Annotated in this window: 17 protein-coding genes and 1 pseudogene; 15 read left to right on the forward strand and 3 right to left on the reverse strand. The window is 42.9% G+C overall.

Going from position 1 to position 21,602, the window contains the following annotated elements; translation table 11 throughout:
- Positions 1–140 precede the first annotated feature (140 nt).
- From leuS to lipA, 13 genes are all read left to right on the forward strand, one after another.
- The gene (leuS, locus tag BWD47_RS07010) at positions 141–2,729 is read left to right on the forward strand and encodes a leucine--tRNA ligase (RefSeq protein ID WP_075593703.1); all 2,589 of its coding nucleotides are present in this window, start codon (positions 141–143) and stop codon (positions 2,727–2,729) included.
- Position 2,730: 1 nt separating this feature from the next.
- The gene (gene lptE, locus BWD47_RS07015) at positions 2,731–3,222 is read left to right on the forward strand and encodes an LPS assembly lipoprotein LptE (RefSeq protein WP_065978078.1); all 492 of its coding nucleotides are present in this window, start codon (positions 2,731–2,733) and stop codon (positions 3,220–3,222) included.
- Positions 3,222–4,262, forward strand: coding sequence for a DNA polymerase III subunit delta (gene holA, locus BWD47_RS07020; protein WP_065978079.1), 1,041 nt, complete (start codon positions 3,222–3,224; stop codon positions 4,260–4,262). Before lptE ends, holA begins: the two co-directional genes overlap by 1 nt.
- A 12-nt stretch (positions 4,263–4,274) precedes the next feature.
- Positions 4,275–4,910 carry a nicotinate-nucleotide adenylyltransferase gene (gene nadD, locus BWD47_RS07025; RefSeq protein WP_075593704.1) on the forward strand — a complete coding sequence of 212 codons (636 nt, stop codon included), beginning with the start codon at positions 4,275–4,277 and terminating at the stop codon, positions 4,908–4,910.
- 56 nt (positions 4,911–4,966) lie between these two features.
- Entirely contained in the window at positions 4,967–5,284 is a 318-nt protein-coding gene (gene rsfS / locus BWD47_RS07030; protein ID WP_036967352.1) for a ribosome silencing factor, read from the forward strand.
- 28 nt (positions 5,285–5,312) lie between these two features.
- Complete coding sequence (gene rlmH, locus BWD47_RS07035) at positions 5,313–5,783, forward strand: 23S rRNA (pseudouridine(1915)-N(3))-methyltransferase RlmH (RefSeq protein WP_036967350.1); 471 nt, start codon at positions 5,313–5,315, stop codon at positions 5,781–5,783.
- Positions 5,784–5,791: 8 nt separating this feature from the next.
- Positions 5,792–7,672 carry a penicillin-binding protein 2 gene (gene mrdA, locus BWD47_RS07040; RefSeq protein ID WP_075593705.1) on the forward strand — a complete coding sequence of 627 codons (1,881 nt, stop codon included), beginning with the start codon at positions 5,792–5,794 and terminating at the stop codon, positions 7,670–7,672.
- Positions 7,669–8,775, forward strand: coding sequence for a rod shape-determining protein RodA (gene rodA / locus BWD47_RS07045; RefSeq protein ID WP_036967346.1), 1,107 nt, complete (start codon positions 7,669–7,671; stop codon positions 8,773–8,775). The genes mrdA and rodA overlap by 4 nt, the downstream gene beginning before the upstream one ends.
- Complete coding sequence (locus tag BWD47_RS07050; RefSeq protein WP_036967342.1) at positions 8,775–9,545, forward strand: septal ring lytic transglycosylase RlpA family protein; 771 nt, start codon at positions 8,775–8,777, stop codon at positions 9,543–9,545. Before rodA ends, BWD47_RS07050 begins: the two co-directional genes overlap by 1 nt.
- A gap of 54 nt (positions 9,546–9,599) precedes the next feature.
- On the forward strand, positions 9,600–10,760 hold the full coding sequence (locus BWD47_RS07055; protein ID WP_036967339.1) for a serine hydrolase: 1,161 nt from the start codon (positions 9,600–9,602) through the stop codon (positions 10,758–10,760).
- Between the two features lie 181 nt (positions 10,761–10,941).
- Positions 10,942–11,220, forward strand: a complete 279-nt coding sequence (ybeD, locus tag BWD47_RS07060; protein ID WP_036967336.1) for a DUF493 family protein YbeD — start codon at positions 10,942–10,944, stop codon at positions 11,218–11,220.
- A gap of 19 nt (positions 11,221–11,239) precedes the next feature.
- Positions 11,240–11,893 (forward strand): lipoyl(octanoyl) transferase LipB, encoded by a 654-nt coding sequence (gene lipB, locus BWD47_RS07065; protein ID WP_036967333.1) that lies wholly within the window; start codon positions 11,240–11,242, stop codon positions 11,891–11,893.
- On the forward strand, positions 11,890–12,855 hold the full coding sequence (gene lipA / locus BWD47_RS07070) for a lipoyl synthase (protein ID WP_036967331.1): 966 nt from the start codon (positions 11,890–11,892) through the stop codon (positions 12,853–12,855). The genes lipB and lipA overlap by 4 nt, the downstream gene beginning before the upstream one ends.
- A gap of 39 nt (positions 12,856–12,894) precedes the next feature.
- Here lipA and BWD47_RS07075 read toward each other — a convergent pair whose 3' ends face one another.
- Both BWD47_RS07075 and BWD47_RS07080 read right to left on the reverse strand, forming a co-directional pair.
- The gene (locus tag BWD47_RS07075; RefSeq protein WP_065978082.1) at positions 12,895–13,401 is read right to left on the reverse strand and encodes a YdcF family protein; all 507 of its coding nucleotides are present in this window, start codon (positions 13,399–13,401) and stop codon (positions 12,895–12,897) included.
- Between the two features lie 8 nt (positions 13,402–13,409).
- On the reverse strand, positions 13,410–14,003 hold the full coding sequence (locus BWD47_RS07080; RefSeq protein WP_036967326.1) for a TetR/AcrR family transcriptional regulator: 594 nt from the start codon (positions 14,001–14,003) through the stop codon (positions 13,410–13,412).
- Positions 14,004–14,510: 507 nt separating this feature from the next.
- Between BWD47_RS07080 and BWD47_RS07085 the strand changes: the two are divergent.
- Together BWD47_RS07085 and BWD47_RS07090 are read left to right on the forward strand one after the other, a co-directional pair.
- Positions 14,511–15,196: pseudogene (locus tag BWD47_RS07085) on the forward strand (MBL fold metallo-hydrolase).
- 127 nt (positions 15,197–15,323) lie between these two features.
- Positions 15,324–16,961, forward strand: coding sequence for a M28 family metallopeptidase (locus tag BWD47_RS07090; RefSeq protein WP_074989690.1), 1,638 nt, complete (start codon positions 15,324–15,326; stop codon positions 16,959–16,961).
- 60 nt (positions 16,962–17,021) lie between these two features.
- Here BWD47_RS07090 and BWD47_RS07095 read toward each other — a convergent pair whose 3' ends face one another.
- Positions 17,022–21,365 carry a FimV/HubP family polar landmark protein gene (locus BWD47_RS07095; protein WP_075593706.1) on the reverse strand — a complete coding sequence of 1,448 codons (4,344 nt, stop codon included), beginning with the start codon at positions 21,363–21,365 and terminating at the stop codon, positions 17,022–17,024.
- Between the last annotated feature and the right edge of the window lie 237 nt (positions 21,366–21,602).

Below are 21,602 nucleotides of genomic sequence, written 5' to 3' on the forward strand. Positions count from 1 at the left end.
TACTATAGTTGAGTATAGGTTAACCTGCCCTGAAAGTGATAATTTCGGAAAAGCCCTTATTTGCCGCTGTGATTAGCCTGTATTTTGGGTTATCCTTAGCGACAATTTTTTATCAATTTGCAAGAAGTCTGGAATCGTAGATGCAAGAGCAATATAACCCGCAAGACATAGAGTCAAAAGTACAAGCCTACTGGGATGAAAACCAAGTATTTAAAGTCACTGAAGATGAGAGCAAAGAAAAGTATTACTGCTTATCAATGTTCCCATACCCAAGCGGCCGACTGCATATGGGTCACGTTCGTAACTACACTATTGGTGACGTAGTATCACGTTTCCAACGCTTGCAAGGTAAAAACGTAATGCAACCTATGGGTTGGGATGCGTTTGGTCTTCCAGCTGAAAATGCCGCAATTAAAAATAATACGGCACCGGCTAAATGGACATACGAAAACATTGACTACATGCGTAACCAATTAAAGCAATTAGGCTTTGGTTATGACTGGGATCGCGAAATCGCGACGTGCCACCCAGAGTACTACAAATGGGAACAGTGGTTCTTCACTAAGCTTTATGAAAAAGGCTTAGTATACAAAAAGATGTCAACAGTAAACTGGGATCCAGTTGACCAAACAGTGCTTGCCAACGAGCAAGTAATCGATGGTCGTGGCTGGCGTTCAGGTGCGATTGTTGAGCAAAAAGAAATTCCACAATGGTTCATCAAAATCACTGATTATGCTCAAGAGCTTTTAGATGATTTAGATAAACTTGATCACTGGCCTGAGCAAGTTAAAACCATGCAACGCAATTGGATTGGTCGTTCTGAAGGCTTAGAAATTGAATTCAAACGTGCCGACAACGATGACACATTCCGTGTTTACACAACACGCCCAGATACCTTTATGGGTGTGACTTACGTTGCTGTTGCAGCCGGTCACCCAATTGCACAAGAAGCGGCTAAAAATAGCGATGCTGTTGCGATGTTTGTTGATGAGTGTAAAAACACCAAAGTCGCTGAAGCCGACATGGCAACCATGGACAAAAAAGGCATTGCAACTGGCTTTTACGCAATCCATCCATTAACAGGCAAGCAAGTCCCTATTTGGGTCGCTAACTTTGTACTCATGGACTACGGTTCAGGTGCGGTAATGGCGGTGCCTGCGCATGACCAACGTGACTACGAGTTTGCAAGTACTTACGGCCTAGAAATTACGCAAGTTATTGCACCAGCAGCTGGCAGCGAAGATACGGTTGACCTTGCAAATCAAGCTTTCACAGAAAAAGGCGTGTTAGTAAACTCAGGTGAGTTTGATGGTCTAGAGTTTGATGCGGCATTTAATGCGGTAGCAGACAAGTTAGAAGCACTGGGCGTTGGTGAGCGTAAAGTAAACTTCCGTTTACGTGACTGGGGCGTGAGCCGTCAGCGTTACTGGGGTTCTCCAATCCCTATGTTAAGCGACGAAAATGGCCAAGAGATTGCCGCTACTGAAGACATGTTACCAGTACGCTTACCTGAAGATGTGGTTATGAATGGTGTTACATCGCCAATCAAAGCGGATCCTGAATGGGCTAAAACAACCGTAAATGGCGTACCTGCATTTCACGAAACTGATACATTCGATACCTTTATGGAATCATCGTGGTACTACGCACGTTACTGTAGCCCTCGTTTTGACGAAGGAATGATTGAGCCTGGCGCTGCAAACTACTGGTTACCTGTAAACCAATACATCGGTGGTATTGAGCATGCGATTTTACACTTACTTTACTCTCGCTTTTTCCACAAACTACTACGTGATTTTGGCTTAGTTAACTCTGACGAGCCATTCGAGCGTTTACTGTGCCAAGGCATGGTATTAGCAGAAACGTTCTATCGTAAAGATGAGAAAGGCGGTGATGTGTGGATATCACCAACCGACGTACAAACTGAAACTGACGAAAAAGGTCGTGTGACAAAAGCATGGCATAAAGTAGATGGTGAGCCGGTATTCTCTGCAGGCATGAGTAAAATGTCGAAATCGAAAAACAACGGTATCGACCCACAACAAGTTATTGCCGAATACGGTGCCGATACGGTACGTTTATTCATGATGTTCACAGCACCTCCAGAGCAAACTCTTGAATGGTCTGATTCAGGTGTAGAAGGCGCAATGCGTTTCTTAAAACGTGTTTGGAAATACGCAGTCGATGTTGAAACCGTAGGTTATCAAGCGCTTGATAAAGCCGCTTTAAGCAACGATCAAAAAGTACTTCGTCGTGAGCTTCATAAAGCCATTGCAAAAGTGACCGATGATGTTGAGCGCCGTCAAACGTTCAACACAGCAATTGCTGCCATTATGGAACTTTCAAACAAGTTATTAAAAGCGCCACTTGCTGATAAACAAGATGTCGCGATAGCAAACGAAGCGCTTGAAGCATTACTTATCATGCTTGCACCTATTACGCCGCACATGTGTCATCAACTATGGCAAGACCTTGGCAAAGAAGGTGACATCTTAGATGCTTCTTGGCCAACTGTGGATGAGTCGGCACTTGTTGAAGATGAAAAGCTAATCATCGTACAAGTTAACGGCAAGCTTCGTGCTAAGTTAACAGTGCCAGCAGATGCCACTAAAGAGCAAGTTGAAGCCCTCGCCTTCGCCGAAGATAATGTGACTAAGTTCACAGACGGCGTGACAATCCGTAAAGTAATTTACGTACCAGGCAAGCTTCTGAATGTGGTTGCTAACTAAGATGGCAGCGCTTCATGCACTGAAAAACAGACTAGCTTTAGTGCTAGTCTGTTTACTAGTAACAAGCTGTGGCTTTCATTTAAAGAAAGCCTCTAACTTACCGGATGACTTAAAGGTGATCTCGCTGGTTGGTGATGACGAAAAATCAACCCTGTTCGAGTTAGTCGAAAAAGAGCTAATAGCCAGTAAAGTAGAATTTGACCACGGCGACAGTTCAACGCCTGAGCTCACTATTCACAAAGACCGCTTAGAGCGACAAATATTGTCGTTATTTGATAACGGTCAGGTCGCAGAATATGAGCTTGCTTATAGTGTCAGTTACACCCTTAAACGCCCGGGCCAAGAAGCGGTTAACCAACGTTTTGAGCTGTATCGTAACTACCAAGACGATCCTGATAACGCACTTGCAAAAGCCAAAGAACTTGAGCTGCTGCTGAGTGAAATCAGAAAGCAAGCAAGCCGCCGTATTGTTAGAGAGTTATCGCAACTGTAATGCGTTGTTATGCGAATCAACTCACCAGCCAACTAAAAAAAGGCCTCGCCCCTTTCTACATGGTGTTTGGTGAGGAGCCCTACCAAATAGCGGAATGCGTATCACAGATACGTCAAGCAGCTAAACAGCACGGTTTTGACGAAGTCATCAAATTCACATTGATGCAGGGCTTTGATTGGCAAGAGATTATTGCTCAATATCAAAGTATGTCACTGTTCAGTGCACGCACCCTGATTGAATTTGATTTAAACGAGCAAAAACCGGGCACCACGGGCAGTCAAATATTTAAACAGCTTACTGAGCTGGTCAATGATGACACTATTTTAGTGTTAAAAGGCGCCAAAGCCAGCCAAGATATCCAGCGTAGCGCTTGGTTTAAAGCACTCGATAAACAAGGCATCTTTGTGCCTTGTTATCCGCTAACAGGCAATCACCTAACCCGCTGGTTAGATGAGCAATGTTATCGTTTAAATTTAAACCTGCATAACAATGCTAAGCAAAGCCTCATAGAAGCAACTGAAGGCAACTTGCTTGCGTGTCATCAAGAGCTTGAAAAGCTATCACTGCTTTATGGCAGTGACTTAGTTGACCAACAAGCCGTGATGCAAGGGCTGCTCAATCAATCAAAGTTTGATATTTTCGATTTGAGCGATGCATTACTCAAAGGTCACGCTGAGCAAGCAGTCAAAGTCATGACCAAACTCGCTGCGGATAATACCGAAGCCATGAGTATTTTTTGGGCTATTAATAAAGAAGCCAGCAACCTACTTGCTATGCAACATGCCAGACTAACGGGCGCCAATATGACTGACTTATACAAGCAGTTTAATATTTGGAAGAATCAACAGGCGACAATCCAACACGCGCTGAATCGTTTAAACAGCAAAGTACTTGAGCAAATAATTAAACAACTCGCTCAATTTGATGCCGCTTACAAACAAGGTAACTTAATTGCCCCTTATCAAGCGTTGACTCATATTTGTTTAGTGTTTTGTCAGCCGTTATCAATCCCCTTACCTTGTCATCCACATTCTGACTGAGAGTCGTAACTGATGATTGCTATTTTCGGTGGCACGTTTGATCCCATTCACTTAGGTCATTTAAATATGGCTGAACAGTGTGTTAAACAGTGCCAATTGAATACCCTCTATTTTATGCCTTGCGCTATCCCCGCTCATAAAGCAAAACCGGGTATAAGCGACGAGCATCGGATTAATATGCTCAAGCTTGCGATAGCGTCTAACCCGCAATTTGCCATAGACTACAGAGAGCTTAACCGCAGCGGTGCATCGTATTCATTACTGAGCTTAAAAGAGCTTCGCAGTGAACACCCGACCGCCCCTATTCTGTTTTTAATCGGCATGGATTCGTTTAATAACTTAGATAAATGGTATCAATGGCAAGAAATAGTCACACTGTGCCATATCGTGGTGTATCAGCGCCCTGGCCAAATATGCCATGTTGAGGGTGAACTGGCCGCTTACAAAGCCGATGCGTTGACTGACAAACTCGCGCAACTAAAACAATCACCTGCTGGCAAGTTATTCTTTTTAAATGGCTTACAAGTTGATGCTGCATCGAGTCAGATTCGAAAACAATTATATTTAAATGAACAGGCCGCGGAACTTTTACCCGCTAGCGTCAGTCAATACATTGCGCAGCATCATCTTTACCAAACAGATGAATAAATACTATCTGCGTGATAAAATAACACATTACGATTATTTACTTTTGAGAAAACACTTTGGATTCTAAACAACTACTCGCATTTGCCCTTGATAAAGTCGACGATATGAAAGCCCGTGACGTGGTACAACTTGATGTTCGTGGAAAATCTGACATTACTGACTACATGGTGGTGTGTTCAGGTAATTCTAAACGCCACGTTCAGTCTATTGCTGATCATGTCGCGAAAGAAGCACGCCATGCTGGTGAAGAGCCACTCGGCTACGAAGGCCAAAATGAAGGTGAATGGGTACTGGTAGACCTCGGTGATGTGGTTGTGCATGTAATGCAAGACCAAACTCGCGACTTCTATGATCTAGAAAAACTTTGGGGTTAACCCTTAGCAAGGACATAGGTAAAGCATTTTGAAGATACAATTGATTGCCGTTGGCACGAAAATGCCAGCATGGGTAGAAACAGGGTTTACGGAATATCAACGCCGGTTTCCGCGTGATATGCCGTTAGAACTCATTGAAATCCCAGCAGGAAAGCGTGGTAAAAATGCGGATATCAAACGTATTTTACAACTTGAAGGTGAAAAGACATTGGCGGCTATCCCCAAAGGAAACCGCATTGTTACACTTGAAGTAACCGGTAAGCCGATGGATACGCATCAGCTCGCTAAAAGTATGGAAAAATGGCAGCTTGATGGCCGAGATGTCAGCCTACTGATTGGCGGTCCTGAAGGGCTTGCACCTGAGTGTATAGCAGCCTCTGAGCAAAAATGGTCTTTATCGAACCTAACGCTACCGCATCCGTTGGTGCGTATTATTGTTGCTGAAAGCCTTTATCGTGGCTGGAGCTTAAATAACAACCACCCTTATCATCGCGAGTAGTAAAGCCCATGCGAAAACACAAACCCACCATTCGAGACCACTCGGCTGAAGCAAATTTATTTGCCCGTCGAGCATTTGTGGGTTTTGTGTTTGTTACCCTGCTTATTGGTGTCTTGTTATCAAATTTATATAACATTCAGGTTATTGATCACCAAGACTATCAAACACGTTCAAACGACAACCGCATAAAAGTAATACCAATTGCGCCTAATAGAGGCCTGATTTACGACAGAAATGGGGTGTTACTTGCCGAGAACAAACCCGTTTACAACCTTGAAGTCATTCCTGAAGAAGTTGATGATCTTGACAAAGCACTGGCTGCTGTTGAGCAACTAATTACGATAAGCGAACAACAAAAAGCCGACTTTTTAGACGATATCAAACATAATCGCCGCTTTAAAAGCCAAGTGCTTAAAGCACGGTTAAACGAAACCGAAGTAGCCACGTTTTCAGTAAACCAACATAAATTTCCAGGGTTCAGTATAGAAGCGCGTTTAGCACGCTATTACCCGTATGGCGATACACTCACTCATGCCTTAGGTTATGTTGCCAAGCTAAACAAAAAAGAACTCACTAAACTTGAAGCCGAAGACCAAGCAACGAATTACCGCGCCACTCATGACATTGGTAAGCTTGGTATCGAAAAATACTATGAAGAGTTACTACACGGTGTTGTTGGCTCACAACGCGTTGAAGTAAACAACCGTGGTCGCGTTATCCGTACTCTTAGTCTGACTCCGCCAGAGCCGGGCCATGACTTAGTGTTAACCTTGGACATTGGCTTGCAACAAATAGCCCAGCATGCCTTAAAAGACATGCGCGGCGCAGTGGTCGTGCTTGATGCAAAAGACGGGGGCGTGCTGGCAATGTATTCAAACCCAAGTTATGACCCAAACTTATTTGTGCATGGCATTAGCAGTAAAAACTACAAAGAATTATTAAATCCAGACCGCCCACTTATTAACCGTACTACGCAGGGTCGCTATGCTCCGGCATCGACGGTTAAGCCCCATATGGCCATTTTAGCCCTCGAAGAAGGTTTGGTAACAGAACAAACACAGATGTGGGATCCGGGCTTTTTCCAAATTCCGAATGTTGAACACAAATGGCGTGACTGGAGACGTTGGGGCCATGGTCATGTCGATGTTTACAAAGCGATTGAGGAGTCATGTGATACCTACTTTTACGATGTTGCCTACCGACTAGGCATCACTAAAATCAGTGACTTTATGACTCAATTTGGCTTTGGCGAGCTCTCTGGTATTGATATTCATGAAGAAACAACGGCAATTATGCCATCTAAAGAATGGAAAGAAGCCCGTTTCAGAGAATCATGGTGGCGAGGCGATACAATCTCGGTGGGTATCGGACAAGGTTATTGGACCGCGACCCCGATGCAAATAGCCAATGCAACTAACATTTTGGTTAATAAAGGCATTGATCATCCACCTCACCTTGTGCAAGTAGCCAAAAAAGAAAACGAAGTAACGCAAATCAATAATGATGAAAAGCCCCCTGTACAACTTAAAAACCCACATCATTGGCAAATAGCCCTCGATGCAATGCACAACACAGTGCATAAAGTAACCGGTACAGCACACAAAGCGTTTAAAGGTGCAACCTATGACCCAGCCGGTAAAACCGGAACGGCGCAGGTAGTCAGTATTGCTCAAGGCGAGCGATATGATGCAGAATCACTCAAAGAACGCCAACGAGATAACGCAATATATGTTGGCTTTGCCCCTTATAATGACCCACAAATTGTGGTGTCGGTGGTCGTCGAAAATACCGGTGGGGGAAGTACTGTTGGTGCGCCAATTGCGCGCCAATTAATGGATTACTACTTTTCTGCTAACCCTATAAAACTTGCTCAAAGTGATGCGCCATGATCCCATTAAATAAAAAACGCTCGATTTGGCAGCGCCTTCATCTTGATGTACCTTTGCTGATTGCGCTCATGCTCATGATGGTTGCAAGCCTTGCTATTGTATACAGTGCCAGTGGTCAAGATTCTGCGATGATGATCCGCCATGCTACACGTATGTTTGGTGCTGTACTGGGCATGTTTATTCTGGCGCAGTTTTCACCGAATACCTTAAAAAGCATGGTCATTCCTCTGTATTGCTTGGGCTTATTAATGCTCGTTGGCGTGTTATTCTTTGGTGTCAGCTCCAAAGGAGCGCAACGTTGGCTTAATTTAGGTATCACGCGTTTCCAGCCTTCCGAATTAATGAAGATAGCCGTGCCAATGATGGTTGCCTGGTACATTGGCCGTAATCACCTGCCACCACGCGCGATTCATTTAATCATTGGTTTTGTAATTGTGATGGTGCCGACCATTTTAATTAAAGAACAACCAGACCTAGGAACGTCAATCTTAATTGCCAGTTCAGGTATATTTGTGTTGTTTTTATCAGGCTTAAGCTGGCGCTTAATTGGCTTTTTCTCAGCCGTTGTTGCACTCGCTGCATGGCCATTTTGGCATTACGGAATGCATGACTATCAACGTCAGCGAGTACTCACCTTTTTAGACCCTGAAAGTGACCCTTTAGGCTCGGGTTATCACATTATTCAATCAAAAATAGCCATTGGTTCCGGGGGAATTGAAGGTAAAGGCTGGTTGCAAGGGACCCAATCGCAACTTGAGTTTTTACCCGAACGCCATACTGACTTTATCTTTTCGGTACTCAGTGAAGAATTTGGTCTATTTGGTGTTTGCTTACTGCTGTGCATGTATTTATTTATTATTGGTCGTGGCTTGTACATTGCCGTAAATGCACAAGACGCATTTGGTAAACTACTCGCTGGGGCCTTAACCCTGACTTTCTTTGTCTATGTGTTTGTGAATATAGGAATGGTTTCTGGCCTATTACCTGTCGTTGGTGTCCCCTTACCCTTAATTAGTTACGGGGGGACTTCTATGGTGACCCTGATGGCTGGATTTGGCATTATTATGTCTATCGCCACCGATAAAAGGATGCTGTTAAAATAATGACCCACTTAATAAATGCCCTTTTAATCGCGCTTATCTGTGTTGTGCTCAGCGCATGTAGCTCACCGTCGTCACAACAAGGGCGCTATGCAATGCAGCATGATGCAGCGCCACTGCGAACACCGACAGAACTTGAAATGCAAGATGCTGTGGTCACTGCTGTTATCAAAAGCGCCAGTGCAAGCCGCCCCTACGAGGTGAGAGGAAAGCGCTACACGCCCATGCTAGATGAAACGGGCTACTCAGAAGAAGGCATCGCTTCTTGGTATGGTCGAAAATTTCACAACTACCACACTTCGAACGGCGAAATATACGATATGTTTGCCATGACTGCAGCTCACAAAACACTGCCGCTGCCAAGTTTTGCTCGCGTCACGAATTTAGATAACGGCAAATCAGTGATTGTGCGTGTTAATGATCGCGGCCCTTTTCATGACGATAGACTGATCGATTTATCTTATTCTGCAGCATATAAGCTTGGCTACTATCGTCAAGGTACAGCCCGTGTTAAGGTTGAAGCCATTACACTTGCAAATTCTGCCCCTCGTTTAAGTTACATACAGGTTGCAGCGGGAAGTACTCTTTCTAATGTCGAAGCGCTCGCGTTTCAACTTCGCCAGCAATACCATGTGCCAACAAACATTGTTGAAAAAGACGGGATCTATCGTCTGCGTCTAGGGCCAATTAAAGATGCTGCAGAAGCACAATCCGTTTTAGATAAATTAAAACAAAACCAATTTCAGAACGCGTTCTTGCTTTACAGTGAGTAAGACCTTTAGAATAGGTTAACGCGACATGTTTAACTTCAACCATTAATGAGTACGATGAAATCTATAAAATATAAAATCTTAAGTGGCGTTTGTGGCCTTGTTTGCACTGCTAGCGTATTTTCTGCAACAGCCCAAATCATCCCCGCCCCACCTCAAGTTAATGCTAAAGGTTACTTTTTGGTTGATTTCACCACAGGAAAAGTAATTGCCGAAGGCGAAGCTGATACAAAACTAGCACCAGCAAGTCTGACCAAAATGATGACCAGTTATGTCATTGGTACAGAAATTAAAGCAGGTAATATCTCACCGACCGATATGGTAACAGTGAGCGAAAAAGCATGGGCAAAGAACTTCCCAGAGTCATCAAAAATGTTTATCGAAGTGGGTAAACAAATCAGTGTTGATGATCTTAACCACGGTATCATAATCCAATCAGGAAATGATGCGTGCGTAGCAATGGCAGAGCACATTGCAGGCAGCGAAAGTGCATTTGCTGATTTAATGAATGCCCATGCTGAAAAACTAGGCATGAGCAACAGTCACTTTGTTAATAGCCATGGTTTAGATACCAACGAGCACTTTACCACGCCACGTGATATGGCAACATTAGGCGCTGCACTTATCCGTGACGTACCTGATGAATATGAAGTTTATGCAAAAAAATCATTTACTTATAACGGCATTAAACAATACAACCGTAACTCATTGTTATGGGATGAGAGCTTAAACGTAGACGGAATTAAAACAGGCCATACCTCAGAAGCGGGTTATAGCTTAGTTACCTCAGCAACCAAAGATGATATGCGTTTAATTGCAGTTGTAATGGGAACTGAAAGCGAGCGTGCACGTAAGGTAGAAAGTAAAAAACTACTTAACTACGGTTTCCGTTTCTTCGAAACAATCACACCCTATAAAGCAGGTGACAGTTTTGCAGAGCAACGTATTTGGATGGGTAATAAAGAAAACGTATCGTTAGGTATTTTAGAAGATACACCCATTACTATCCCACGCGGTCAACGTAAAAACTTAAAAGCGAACTTTGAGCTGGATAAAACCTTAGAAGCCCCACTGGCGAAAGGCACTAAAGTAGGCACACTTTTCTTACAGCTTGAAGGTGAAGAAATTGCGCAATATCCACTTGTTACCTTAGAAGAAGTGGAAGAAGGTAGCTTCTTTAGCAAAATTTACGATTACTTACGTTTACAAATAATGTAAACCCGTAAAAAAGATTATAAACGCCTTGCACTGCAAGGCGTTTTTTTTTGCCTGAAAAATGATAGAATGCGCCCCATATCAGTCGCGCTGGGTCGAGTGCGTCGTAATCCAGTTTGCTTAACGCCAAGAAATGGCAAAGAAAACGTCTATTAAGCAGACCATTGTTTGAGGAGTCACCGTCGTGGTTCAACCTGTAAAAGATACTAAGTTTGACGAGTATTTAGATTTCCCTTGCCCATTCACATTTAAAATCATGGGCTTAGCTAATGTAAATCTGACAGATCAGATCCTAGAAAAGCTGCAACCCATTGCACCGGGCGATTACGCACCTAAGATCAAACCAAGCAGTAAAGGGAATTATGAGTCAGTCACACTTGTTGCTACGGTAACAAGCAAAGAGCACATCGAAGAAATCTATAACGTGATCAGCAACATCGATGACGTACGTCATATGCTATAGACTGATTACGGAGTAAGTCGTGAGCGAGAGAGAATTAATCGTTCGCCAATTAGGGCGACAGCGTTACATGCCAATTTGGCAAAAAATGCAATCATTTACCGATACCCGCGATGAGCACACAGCTGATGAAATTTGGCTTGTGGAACACGAACCTGTTTTTACACAGGGTCAGGCAGGTAAGGCAGAGCACCTATTAAACACCGGTGATATTGAAGTGATTCAAGTAGACCGAGGTGGTCAAGTGACCTATCACGGACCGGGTCAACAAATGATGTACGTGCTGTTTAACCTTCGCCGTTTAAATATTGGCGTTCGTGAACTCGTCACTTGGTTGGAAGAGTGTATTATCGATACACTTAAAGATTATGATATTGAAGCCTATGCAAAGGCGGATGCACCTGGCGTTTATGTTAACGACAGTAAAGTTGCATCGTTAGGCTTACGCGTTCGTCGCGGCTGCTCTTTCCATGGTTTAGCACTGAATGTAAATATGGACCTAAGCCCATTTTTACGTATCAATCCATGCGGTTATGCTGGTATGAACATGGTGCAGACAACCGATCTCAATGGCCCACAGAACCTAGAGCAAGCAGGTTCAGGGCTTATTAAACACATGATTAAAAAGCTTAATGCTACTGTGGTTAAGCACACTGAAGGGTTTGAAAACGAATGAATAAACCAGTCAAAATGGAACCAGGCGTAAAACTGCGTGATGCTGAGAAAATGGCGCTGATCCCAGTGAAAGTTTTACCAACAGAAAAAAACGAAATGTTACGTAAGCCAGAATGGCTTAAGATTCGTTTGCCAAAATCAACAGAGCGTATTGATGGTATTAAAAGTGCCATGCGTAAACACGGCTTACACTCTGTGTGTGAAGAAGCATCGTGCCCTAACCTATCAGAATGCTTTAATCACGGTACAGCAACCTTTATGATTCTTGGTGCAATTTGTACGCGTCGCTGCCCGTTTTGTGATGTTGCGCATGGGCGTCCATTAAAGCCTGATGCAGCAGAACCAGAAAAACTAGCTCTAACGATTAAAGATATGAAGTTAAGCTATGTTGTTATTACGTCTGTTGACCGTGATGACCTACGTGATGGCGGTGCACAACACTTTGCTGACTGTATTCGTGAAATTCGTAAGCATAACCCAAATATCACCATTGAAATTCTAGTACCTGATTTTCGTGGCCGTATGGACAGAGCGCTTGATATCTTAATTGAAACGCCGCCAGATGTGTTCAACCACAACTTAGAAACGGCACCACGATTATACAAACTAGCGCGTCCAGGGGCTGATTATAAATGGTCATTAGAGCTACTTCGTCGCTTTAAAGAAGCGCACCCAGAAGTGAAAACAAAGTCTGGCCTAATGGTCGGTCTAGGCGAAGAAATCAGTGAGATTGAAGAAGTATTACGCGATTTACGTGAACATAACGTAGATATGCTCACGGTAGGTCAATACTTACAGCCTTCAAAGCACCACTTACCGGTTAAACGCTACGTGCCACCAGCCGAGTTTGATGGCTTAAAAGCTTATGCTGACGAAATTGGCTTCACACATGCTGCATGTGGCCCGTTTGTTCGCTCAAGCTACCATGCTGATCAACAGGCAGCAGGTAAAGAAGTTAAATAACACTTCTTATTAAACATTTAAAAGCCGCGCTATAAAATTTTATAGCGCGGCTTTTTTGTAGCTTAAAATATTTTGCTCTTCTCTTAACATTGCCTGCTGTTCATGAGCACGTAACAAAGCAAGCTCTTCAGCTGGTAAAGGCGTGACTGCAGGCACACACTCAAATTCCATCAAAGGCATAATGTGTCGAAAAACATAATGAACACGTTCAATATGAAACTCAGAGCTGACTAATAGTACTTTTTTAATCTCTGCACGGTCTAAAATAGGCTGTGCAAGTGTCGCATCTTCAAAGGTAAAACGGCTTGGGGCATGCGCCAAAAAGCGAGATACTGGAATACCTTGTTTAACTAAATACCGCTTGGTTAATTCGCCATGCGGATACGCACTTTTATTAAAGCTGCCAAAGCCACCTGTACACAATAGACTTGCATGTTGATGATCGCGAAAAACGGCGTAGGCTTTATCACAGCGTGCTTTTGCAATAACAGATAATCTGCCGTCAGGTTCATTTGGAGCGCCTAATACTACAATTGCCGTTTTCATCAGAAATACTATCGTTGATAACGCGCTAAAAACATTTTCACGGTTTCGCTAATCACTTTCTCTTCTGTGTCGCCATTTTGGCGCTCAAATCCATACAAAAGAGGATAAAAGATCAGCGATTTTAATTGATACACAAACTGTTTAGCCGCAAATTCAGCATCGTCAATATGTAACACATGCGCGTCACTGGCCGCCTCTAAAAAAGCCACTAAATCTTGCATGCAACCCATACTGTTGTTGGCGAGCGACTTAGCTAAATCGGGCTGTTGGAGCATTTGCATAAAAGCCACTTTCGCTATTTTTAGAAACTCTTCCGAGGTAAGCAAAGCCACCTCTTGCACAGCAATTTGTGTTAACTGCTCTGCAATAGGGTGTTGCTTATTAAAAATAACGGCTTTTTCTTGACGCACTTTTTCAAACATAAACACCAGAATAGCCTGAAACAGCACACCTTTATTTTCAAAATGATTATAAACAGTGCGTTTAGAAGCGCCCGCTAAGCTTGCAACCTGATCCATACTCGTCTGTTCAAAACCTTGTTGAAAAAACAACGTTTCAGCTGCATTCAAAATATCGAGTCGTTTTCTTTGTGATAATTTCATGTACTTCCCCCATGACATCAATAGTGTAACGCAAAAATAAAAAATGCACTAGATAGTTTACTTTTAAAGCAAACAATGAAAAACTACACCACTCAGTTTACTTATGGTAACGATATGAAATTTCTAAGATGGCTCGTAATCGCCACAGTATGCTTCATGGTCGGCGTGTTAATTATGAATAATCAAATTGCCGCTGAAGGCGTAAGTGATGACAGTCACTCAGCTCAATTAGTAGATGGCACCTTCTATAATAATGCAAAGGTTGAGCAGCCTGGTTTTAGAAAAACGCTGGGAATCTTCATACGTTTCATGACAGAAAAGAAAATTGATGCAGAACCCAAACACGAACTGCCTATGTATGCTTTATCAACACAGCAGCTTGCGTCTTTATCGAATGACAGCGTCCATTTTGTGAAACTGGGCCACTCATCAATTTTAGCTAAAGTGTATGGTGAATTTTGGCTGTTTGATCCTGTATTTTCCGAGCGAGCTTCGCCATTTTCGTTTATGGGACCAAAGCGTTTTCAACCTACGCCAATACGCATTAAACAGTTACCTCACATTGCGAAGGTTTTTATCTCGCACAACCATTATGATCATTTAGATAAAGCAGCTATCAAGCAACTGGCCGACAAAACCGACTCTTTTTATGTTCCGCTCGGTGTAGAAAATGATCTCATAAAATGGGGGGTAAAAAAGCAAAAAGTGCTTAGCTTTGATTGGTGGCAAGACCATACGACTACAAACAGCCAAATCGTTTTTACACCCACACAGCACTTTTCAGGCAGAGGCTTAACGGATAGAAACAAAACACTGTGGGGCTCATGGGCTATAAAAGTAAAAGACAAACGCTTTTATTTTATGGTGACTCTGGTTATTTCGCGGGCTTTAAAGAAATTGGCAAACGCTATGGGCCATTTGATATTACCTTTATTGAAACTGGGGCTTACGACCAAGAGTGGTCAAATATTCACATGACACCAGAGCAATCTGTTCAAGCGCATTTAGATTTACACGGAAATATCATGGTCCCAGTGCATAATGGCACATTCGATTTAGCATTTCACGCCTGGTATGAACCACTCAACCGCGTGACTAAAAAGGCTGTACAAGAGCATGTCTCGCTAAGCACCCCACTAGTTGGCGAGGTATTCAGTATTCAAGATCCTGCGATAAACAAAACCTGGTGGTAAATTTTTCATGGCTGAAAATTGAATGATTATCTACTCATCCTGAATAATCAGTTGTTTGTAGCGTCTTTCTGGACAGCCCTCTTCTCGTCCCATATAGTGAAACTCTGTACAATCAACCAGAAAAACTATGACAACTTACCTTAAATATGCAAGTTTAGCGCTTGCTGTGGGTTTATTCGGTTGCTCTGAGCAACCAACCCCAAGCGCTGATGAAGCAAGCACTGATAAACTAAGCACATCCACGCTTGAAACCGTCAACATTGACAAAGTACGCTCACACATTAAAACGCTTGCCTCTGATGAGTTTTTAGGCCGTGGTCCACTCACAGAAGGCGAAACTCTGACCATTAACTACTTAGCTGACGAATACAAAAAGCTAGGCTTAACGGGCAGTTTTAATGGCAATTTTTTACAGCCAGTGACAATGGCAAAACTCACGCCTGATCAGAATATGACGCTAAAGGTTGGCGAGTTAAGCTTTAATGCTGGCAGTGATTTTACCGCACGCACGCAACAAATTAATCCAGAGATCAATATTGCTGGCTCTGACGTGGTGTTTGTTGGCTATGGTATTAATGCCCCAGAGTATAACTGGGATGACTTTGCTGACATTGATGTAAAAGACAAAACAGTTATTGTACTTGTCAATGACCCAGGATTTGCGACTCAAGACGACACGCTATTTACAGGCAATGCCATGACCTATTATGGTCGTTGGACTTACAAATACGAAGAAGGTGCACGCCAAGGTGCAAAAGCCGTGTTTATCGTGCACGAAACAGCACCAGCCGCTTACCCTTGGGGAGTTGTTGAAAGCTCGAACACAGGCAGTAAATACACACTTATCGACCAAGACAATAATGCATCAGACATTCCTGTCATGGGATGGATTGATGAGCAGGCCGCAAATGAAATTTTTGCTCAAGCAGGCTTTGATTATCAAACCGAAAAAGCCAACGCATTAAAAGCTGATTTTAAGCCGCTTGATTTAAAAGTGAAAGCGGAGCTGACATTGAAAAGTGATATCTCCCAAGCACAATCGCATAATGTTGTAGCAACACTTAAAGGCAGTGAAACACCTGATGAATACATCGTTATTGGCGCTCACTGGGATCATTTTGGTACGAAGCAAACCGAAGAGGGGCTGAAGATTTATAATGGTGCTGTCGATAACGCTTCAGGCACCGCAGCCACTATTGAAATTGCCCGCATTTTGAGTGAAATGCATAAGAAAAAGCCATTCAAACGCTCAATAATCTTCGCAAATTTCACCGCAGAAGAAACGGGGCTAATTGGTTCAGAGCAATTCGCTACCGGCGAAATTGCCCCCACCAAACAAATGGTGGCACTGCTTAATATCGATGGTATGAACGTACTTGATGGCGTTGACTACATTTTACAATACGGCAAAGGCATGTCTGAAATGGAAGACTACCTAGCTGAGGCAGCACAGTCACAAGGACGTCACGTAAAGATGGATCCAAGACCACAGAATGGCTTGTTCTTCCGCTCAGATCATTTTTCATTGGCTAAACAAGGCGTGCCAAGCTTGTTATTTATGAGCTTAGGCGATACAGACCCCGACTATATTGCTCATAAATACCATAAAGAAGCTGACGACTATTCGCCGCAATGGTCAATGGGCGGTGTGAAACAAGACATTGAACTGATTGTTGATATTGCAGCCAAGCTTGCTAATAACGGTGATTGGCCAAAATGGAAAGCCGAGTCTGATTTCAAGGCTCGCCGTTTACAAGATAGGTAATACCCTATATTAAATACAAAAAAACCGAGCGACTAAGCTCGGTTTATTTACTTTGATACTTTATGACTTAATTTTAGCTTTTAAAGATAGCGCCTCTTCTTGCACTTCTTCTGGGCCATTGGCAATCACATCTTCAATTGCCTCTAACGCAGAATCAAAATCATCTATTTCGATATACGCTCGCGCTAAATCAAGCTTGGCAGAGTAACCCCCACTTTCAGCATCAACATCTGTAGGGTTATCACCTGCAAGCAAGTCATTAAAATCGCTAAGACCCACATCCATATCAACATCGTCATATGGTTCAAAATCAAGCGCTTCATCATCACTCTGTTCAAGCAATGAATCTATATCAACAAACTCATCGTCTGTTTGCTTAGAGGCTTGTTCATCTGAGGGTTCAATATCAGTTGAAAAGTCACTTTCGTCTGCGGCTTCAACTTGCAGGTCTTCATTTAACAGTGCATTGAAATCAACGTCGAACTCACTGGCATCCGTTATGTCTGTTTCATCCGGTTCGGCGAGCTCATTAAGCAATGCATCAAAATCTGTTTGCGTCAGATCTGCCATAAAATCATCATCGATTTCATCATCTGAAAGCTCACCGATACCGTCACTATCCGCAAGCGTAGATTCAATATCAGCCAGTGTTTGCGCATTATCTGCAACACTTTCTAGTTCAGCCTCTTCTAACTCAAACTCTTGTAAATCATCAAGCTCTGGTAGCGGGTCATCTACTGTTACTTTATTTTCAAGTTCAGCAGAGTCGCTTTCAGGCTCAAATGCATCAGCTTCAGTGAATTCATTATCGAGCAAAAGATCATCATCAAAATCATCTTCAAGCTGGTCAAGTTCATTGCCACCTGCGAGTGAGTTAGCTAGATCTTGCTCTGCTTGGCTCGGCTTTATCGTATCTTCGTTTTTGAGCTCTGTGTCATTATCATCTAACTCAAAACCTGCTTCATCTAGCTCAAGTTCTGGGTATTCCTCCAGTTCTTGGCTTGGTGTCACCGTATCTTGCGTTAAAGGTTCGTCTTCAATGTCTAAATCAAATTCATCGGTTAACTCGTCCTCGGCAAGCGGGTCGTCACCTAAATCAATTTCGACCTCTTCAAAGTCCTGCTCGGGTTCATCAATAGACCAATCTGGTGGGGCAACATAGTCTTCGTCTTCACCGATTTCGTTGAGCAGTTCATCAACACTTTTTAATGCCGGATCATCATATTCATCTAAGCGGTCATCTTCGTCTAACAGCTCATCACTGTCTTCATTAAATTCCTGATGCAGAGCTTCATCAATGTCTACTTCTTCTGTGCTATCAACTAATTCAGATGCCACTGATTCCACATTCATATCATCAATAGCTTGATCAGCATCAGCAAGATCAGCTAATGAGTCTTGTAGATTTTCGTTATGCTGCGCGTTGCTGTCTTCTTCGTTCGATAGGTCAGAGATTTGCGCTTCTGTCTCTTGCTTAAGCTCATTTGCTTCTTGAATGAGTTCATCAATATCATCGAGATCATCGTCTTCAGTAATCAGCGAATCATCTAACTCATCTTCATCATCAAGTGTATCGACGCCTGTCTCTTCATCGGCTTCATCTTGATCGGTTTCGACTTCATCAAGTAAGGAATCAATGTCGTCAATATCAAGCGCGTCATCAAGCTCATTTTCATCAACCTGTTCATCGAACTCAGGTTCTTCATCGACTAATGGCTCTTCACTCTGTGCGTCTTCAATTGCGGCTTCATCCGTTGCAACCTCATCAAGTAGTGAGTCAATGTCGTCAACATCAAGTGCATCGTCTAGCACGTCTTCGTCAACAGACTCGTTTTCATCAACCAACGCATCTTCATCAAGTAGCTCGTCAACTTGAGGTTGGTCGTCAGCTTGATGCTGGTCATCCTCTTCAGGCTCTTCATTGAGTGCTTGTTCTGTCGTTACTTCATCTGTTACAGCTTCATCCATTGCAACGTCATCAAGGAGTGAGTCAATGTCGTCAATCTCAAGTGCATCGTCTAGTTCATCTTCGTCAACTAGCTCGTTTTCATCAACCAACGCATCTTCATCAACTAGCTCATCAGTTTGAGGCTGCTCTTCAACTTCAGGCTCTTCACTGAGTGCTTGTTCAGTCATGACTTCATCTGTTGCAGCTTCACCCATTGCAACGTCATCAAGGAGTGAGTCAATGTCGTCAACAGCGAGTGCATCGTCTAGTTCATCTTCGTCAACAAGCGCATCTTCATCAACAAGCTCGTTTTCATCGACCTGTTCGTCAGTTTGAGGCTGGTCATCAACTTCAGGCTCTTCACTGAGAGTTTGTTCTGTTGCGGCTTCATCCATTGCAACGTCATCAAGGAGTGAGTCAATATCATCAACATCGAGTGCATCGTCTAGTTCATCTTCGTCAACTAGCGCGTTTTCATCAACTAGCTCGTCAACTTGAGGCTGGTCATCCTCTTCAGGTTCTTCACTGAGAGTTTGTTCAGTCGTAGCTTCATCAGTTGAGGCTTCATCTGTTGCAACGTCATCAAGGAGTGAGTCAATGTCGTCAACATCGAGTGAATCGTCTAGTTCATCTTCGTCAACTAGCTCGTTTTCATCGACCTGTTCGTCAGTTTGAGGCTGGTCATCAACTTCAGGCTCTTCACTGAGAGTTTGTTCTGTTGCGGCTTCATCCATTGCAACGTCATCAAGTAGTGAGTCAATGTCATCAACATCTAGCGCATCATCATCACTCGCTTCATCTAATAAAGCATCAATATCGTCAGCATCGACCGATTCCTCTTCCACTGTGTTCGATGTGTGTGCTGGCTGCTCATCCGTTTGCACGTCATCAATTAAGCTATCGATATCAAAGTCATCTTCATCGATTAATTCAGCATCAATAGTGCCTACAGGGGTCTCGTCCTCTTCATCGAGTAAGTCGTCAATGTCATCTAAATTAACGTCTTCATTTTGCTCTGAGCTGGTATTATTGTTTTGCTCGTCAATTAGGCTGTCAATATCAAAATCGTCTTCGGCAAGCTCTTCACTTAATGCCGCCATATCATCGTTTTTGTTGCTGTCTTGCGAATCATCGGTGTTGTCGCTGGCGAATAGATCATCAATATCATCCGCACTTAAAATATCGCCTGAAGAGTCGACTTGTGATTGTTCACCTTCTAAATCAATTTCATCGCCTAAGCTGTCGTCATCAGATTGATCAAAATCTTGCTGTAAAAATGCGTCTAAATCATCATCTTCACTGCCTTCTGACTCATCATTAAACACAATATCGTCACTTAAAAGCCCTTCGAGTTCATCTTGATTTAAAACACTGTCATCGTCGTCAAAACTATCATCAATACTGTCATCAAAGATAATGTCATCATCTGGCAGCATATCTTGGTCTAAGTCATCATCTAAGCGAACACTCAGATCATCGTTATCTTCAACGGGGTCAGGAATAAGCGGATCATTATCGACTAGAGGGTCTAACTCATCATTTTCAGTGTAAGTTGGGCTTTGTGGTAGAAACTCATCGTCATCGCTGGCTTCTGGCGCGTTGTTATTTCTTTTTTTCAAAAACAACACAACAGCCGCAATAATAAGTAACGCAGGAATGAACATTAAAGCACCGAGAACAAATGGGTTGCTTAAAATTGACGACACGTTAAGCCCACTGTCCTCTTCAATCTTTTTTGCTTTTTGCTGCTCTATAATCTCATTCTGTTTGGCAATTAACTCTTTAAGTTGCTTTTGAATTTCACTGTCTTGTCCGAGTTGGTCACGAACCGTTTCTAGCTCTTTCGAAATACCTGTTAGCTGTTGTTTTAACTTATTATTTTCGGCAAGAATTTCTTCAACATTATCGACCGATGTTTTAAATTGCTTTTGCAATTCAACAAGCTGCGTGCCTTGCTCAGTTTTGATTGTGTTTATTTCTTGTTTAAGCTCTTGCTTTGCTTCGTCTAAATCGACTTTACGAGCTTGCGTCACCTTTTTTTGCGATTCGTTTATTTCGGCGACTGTTAATGTGCCATTTTTCTTTTTCTCCCACAGCTCATCGTCTTGCTCAGATCGGGCTTTCGCTAGGGTCGGGTTAACAGCACGCATTTCTGCAATAGTCGGAATTTTAAGATACGCGCCATCACGCATGTGATTCAGGTTTTGATCTAAAAACGATGACGGGTTTTTGTCGTACAATGCTTGCATAACCTGATAAATGCTTACAGAGTTATCAGGTCGAATTTTAGCGGCAATACGCCACAGAGTATCAGTCGGTTTTATCGGACCAATTGATCGCCCCTGCGCACCATAATCGACGCCTTTAGGGCCTTTAAGAGTGGAGCCTTCATCAGAGTAAGTCGGTGTTACCACCAAGGCAGACGCTAATATGAAGAGTGTTGCTAAACCGCGCATGCTGATCCTTTATGTTTTAAATGTTAACGCAGCAACGTTGGTTGCTTAAACATCAAGTAATTCTTGCAGAATTGATTCTTAATTATGCTTTCTTGCAAGCTCTATTCCAGCTGCAAACTATAAACCAGTTGGTGAGCAATATCTATTGCAACACGTTGATAGTAAATAGCTTAAATATTAGCGGCTGAGAGACTTTTTTATTGTTATGTTAAGTTTATACGCTTTTACAGCGTATGC

Source organism: Pseudoalteromonas sp. PAB 2.2 (assembly GCF_001938575.1).
GTDB lineage: Bacteria > Pseudomonadota > Gammaproteobacteria > Enterobacterales > Alteromonadaceae > Pseudoalteromonas > Pseudoalteromonas lipolytica.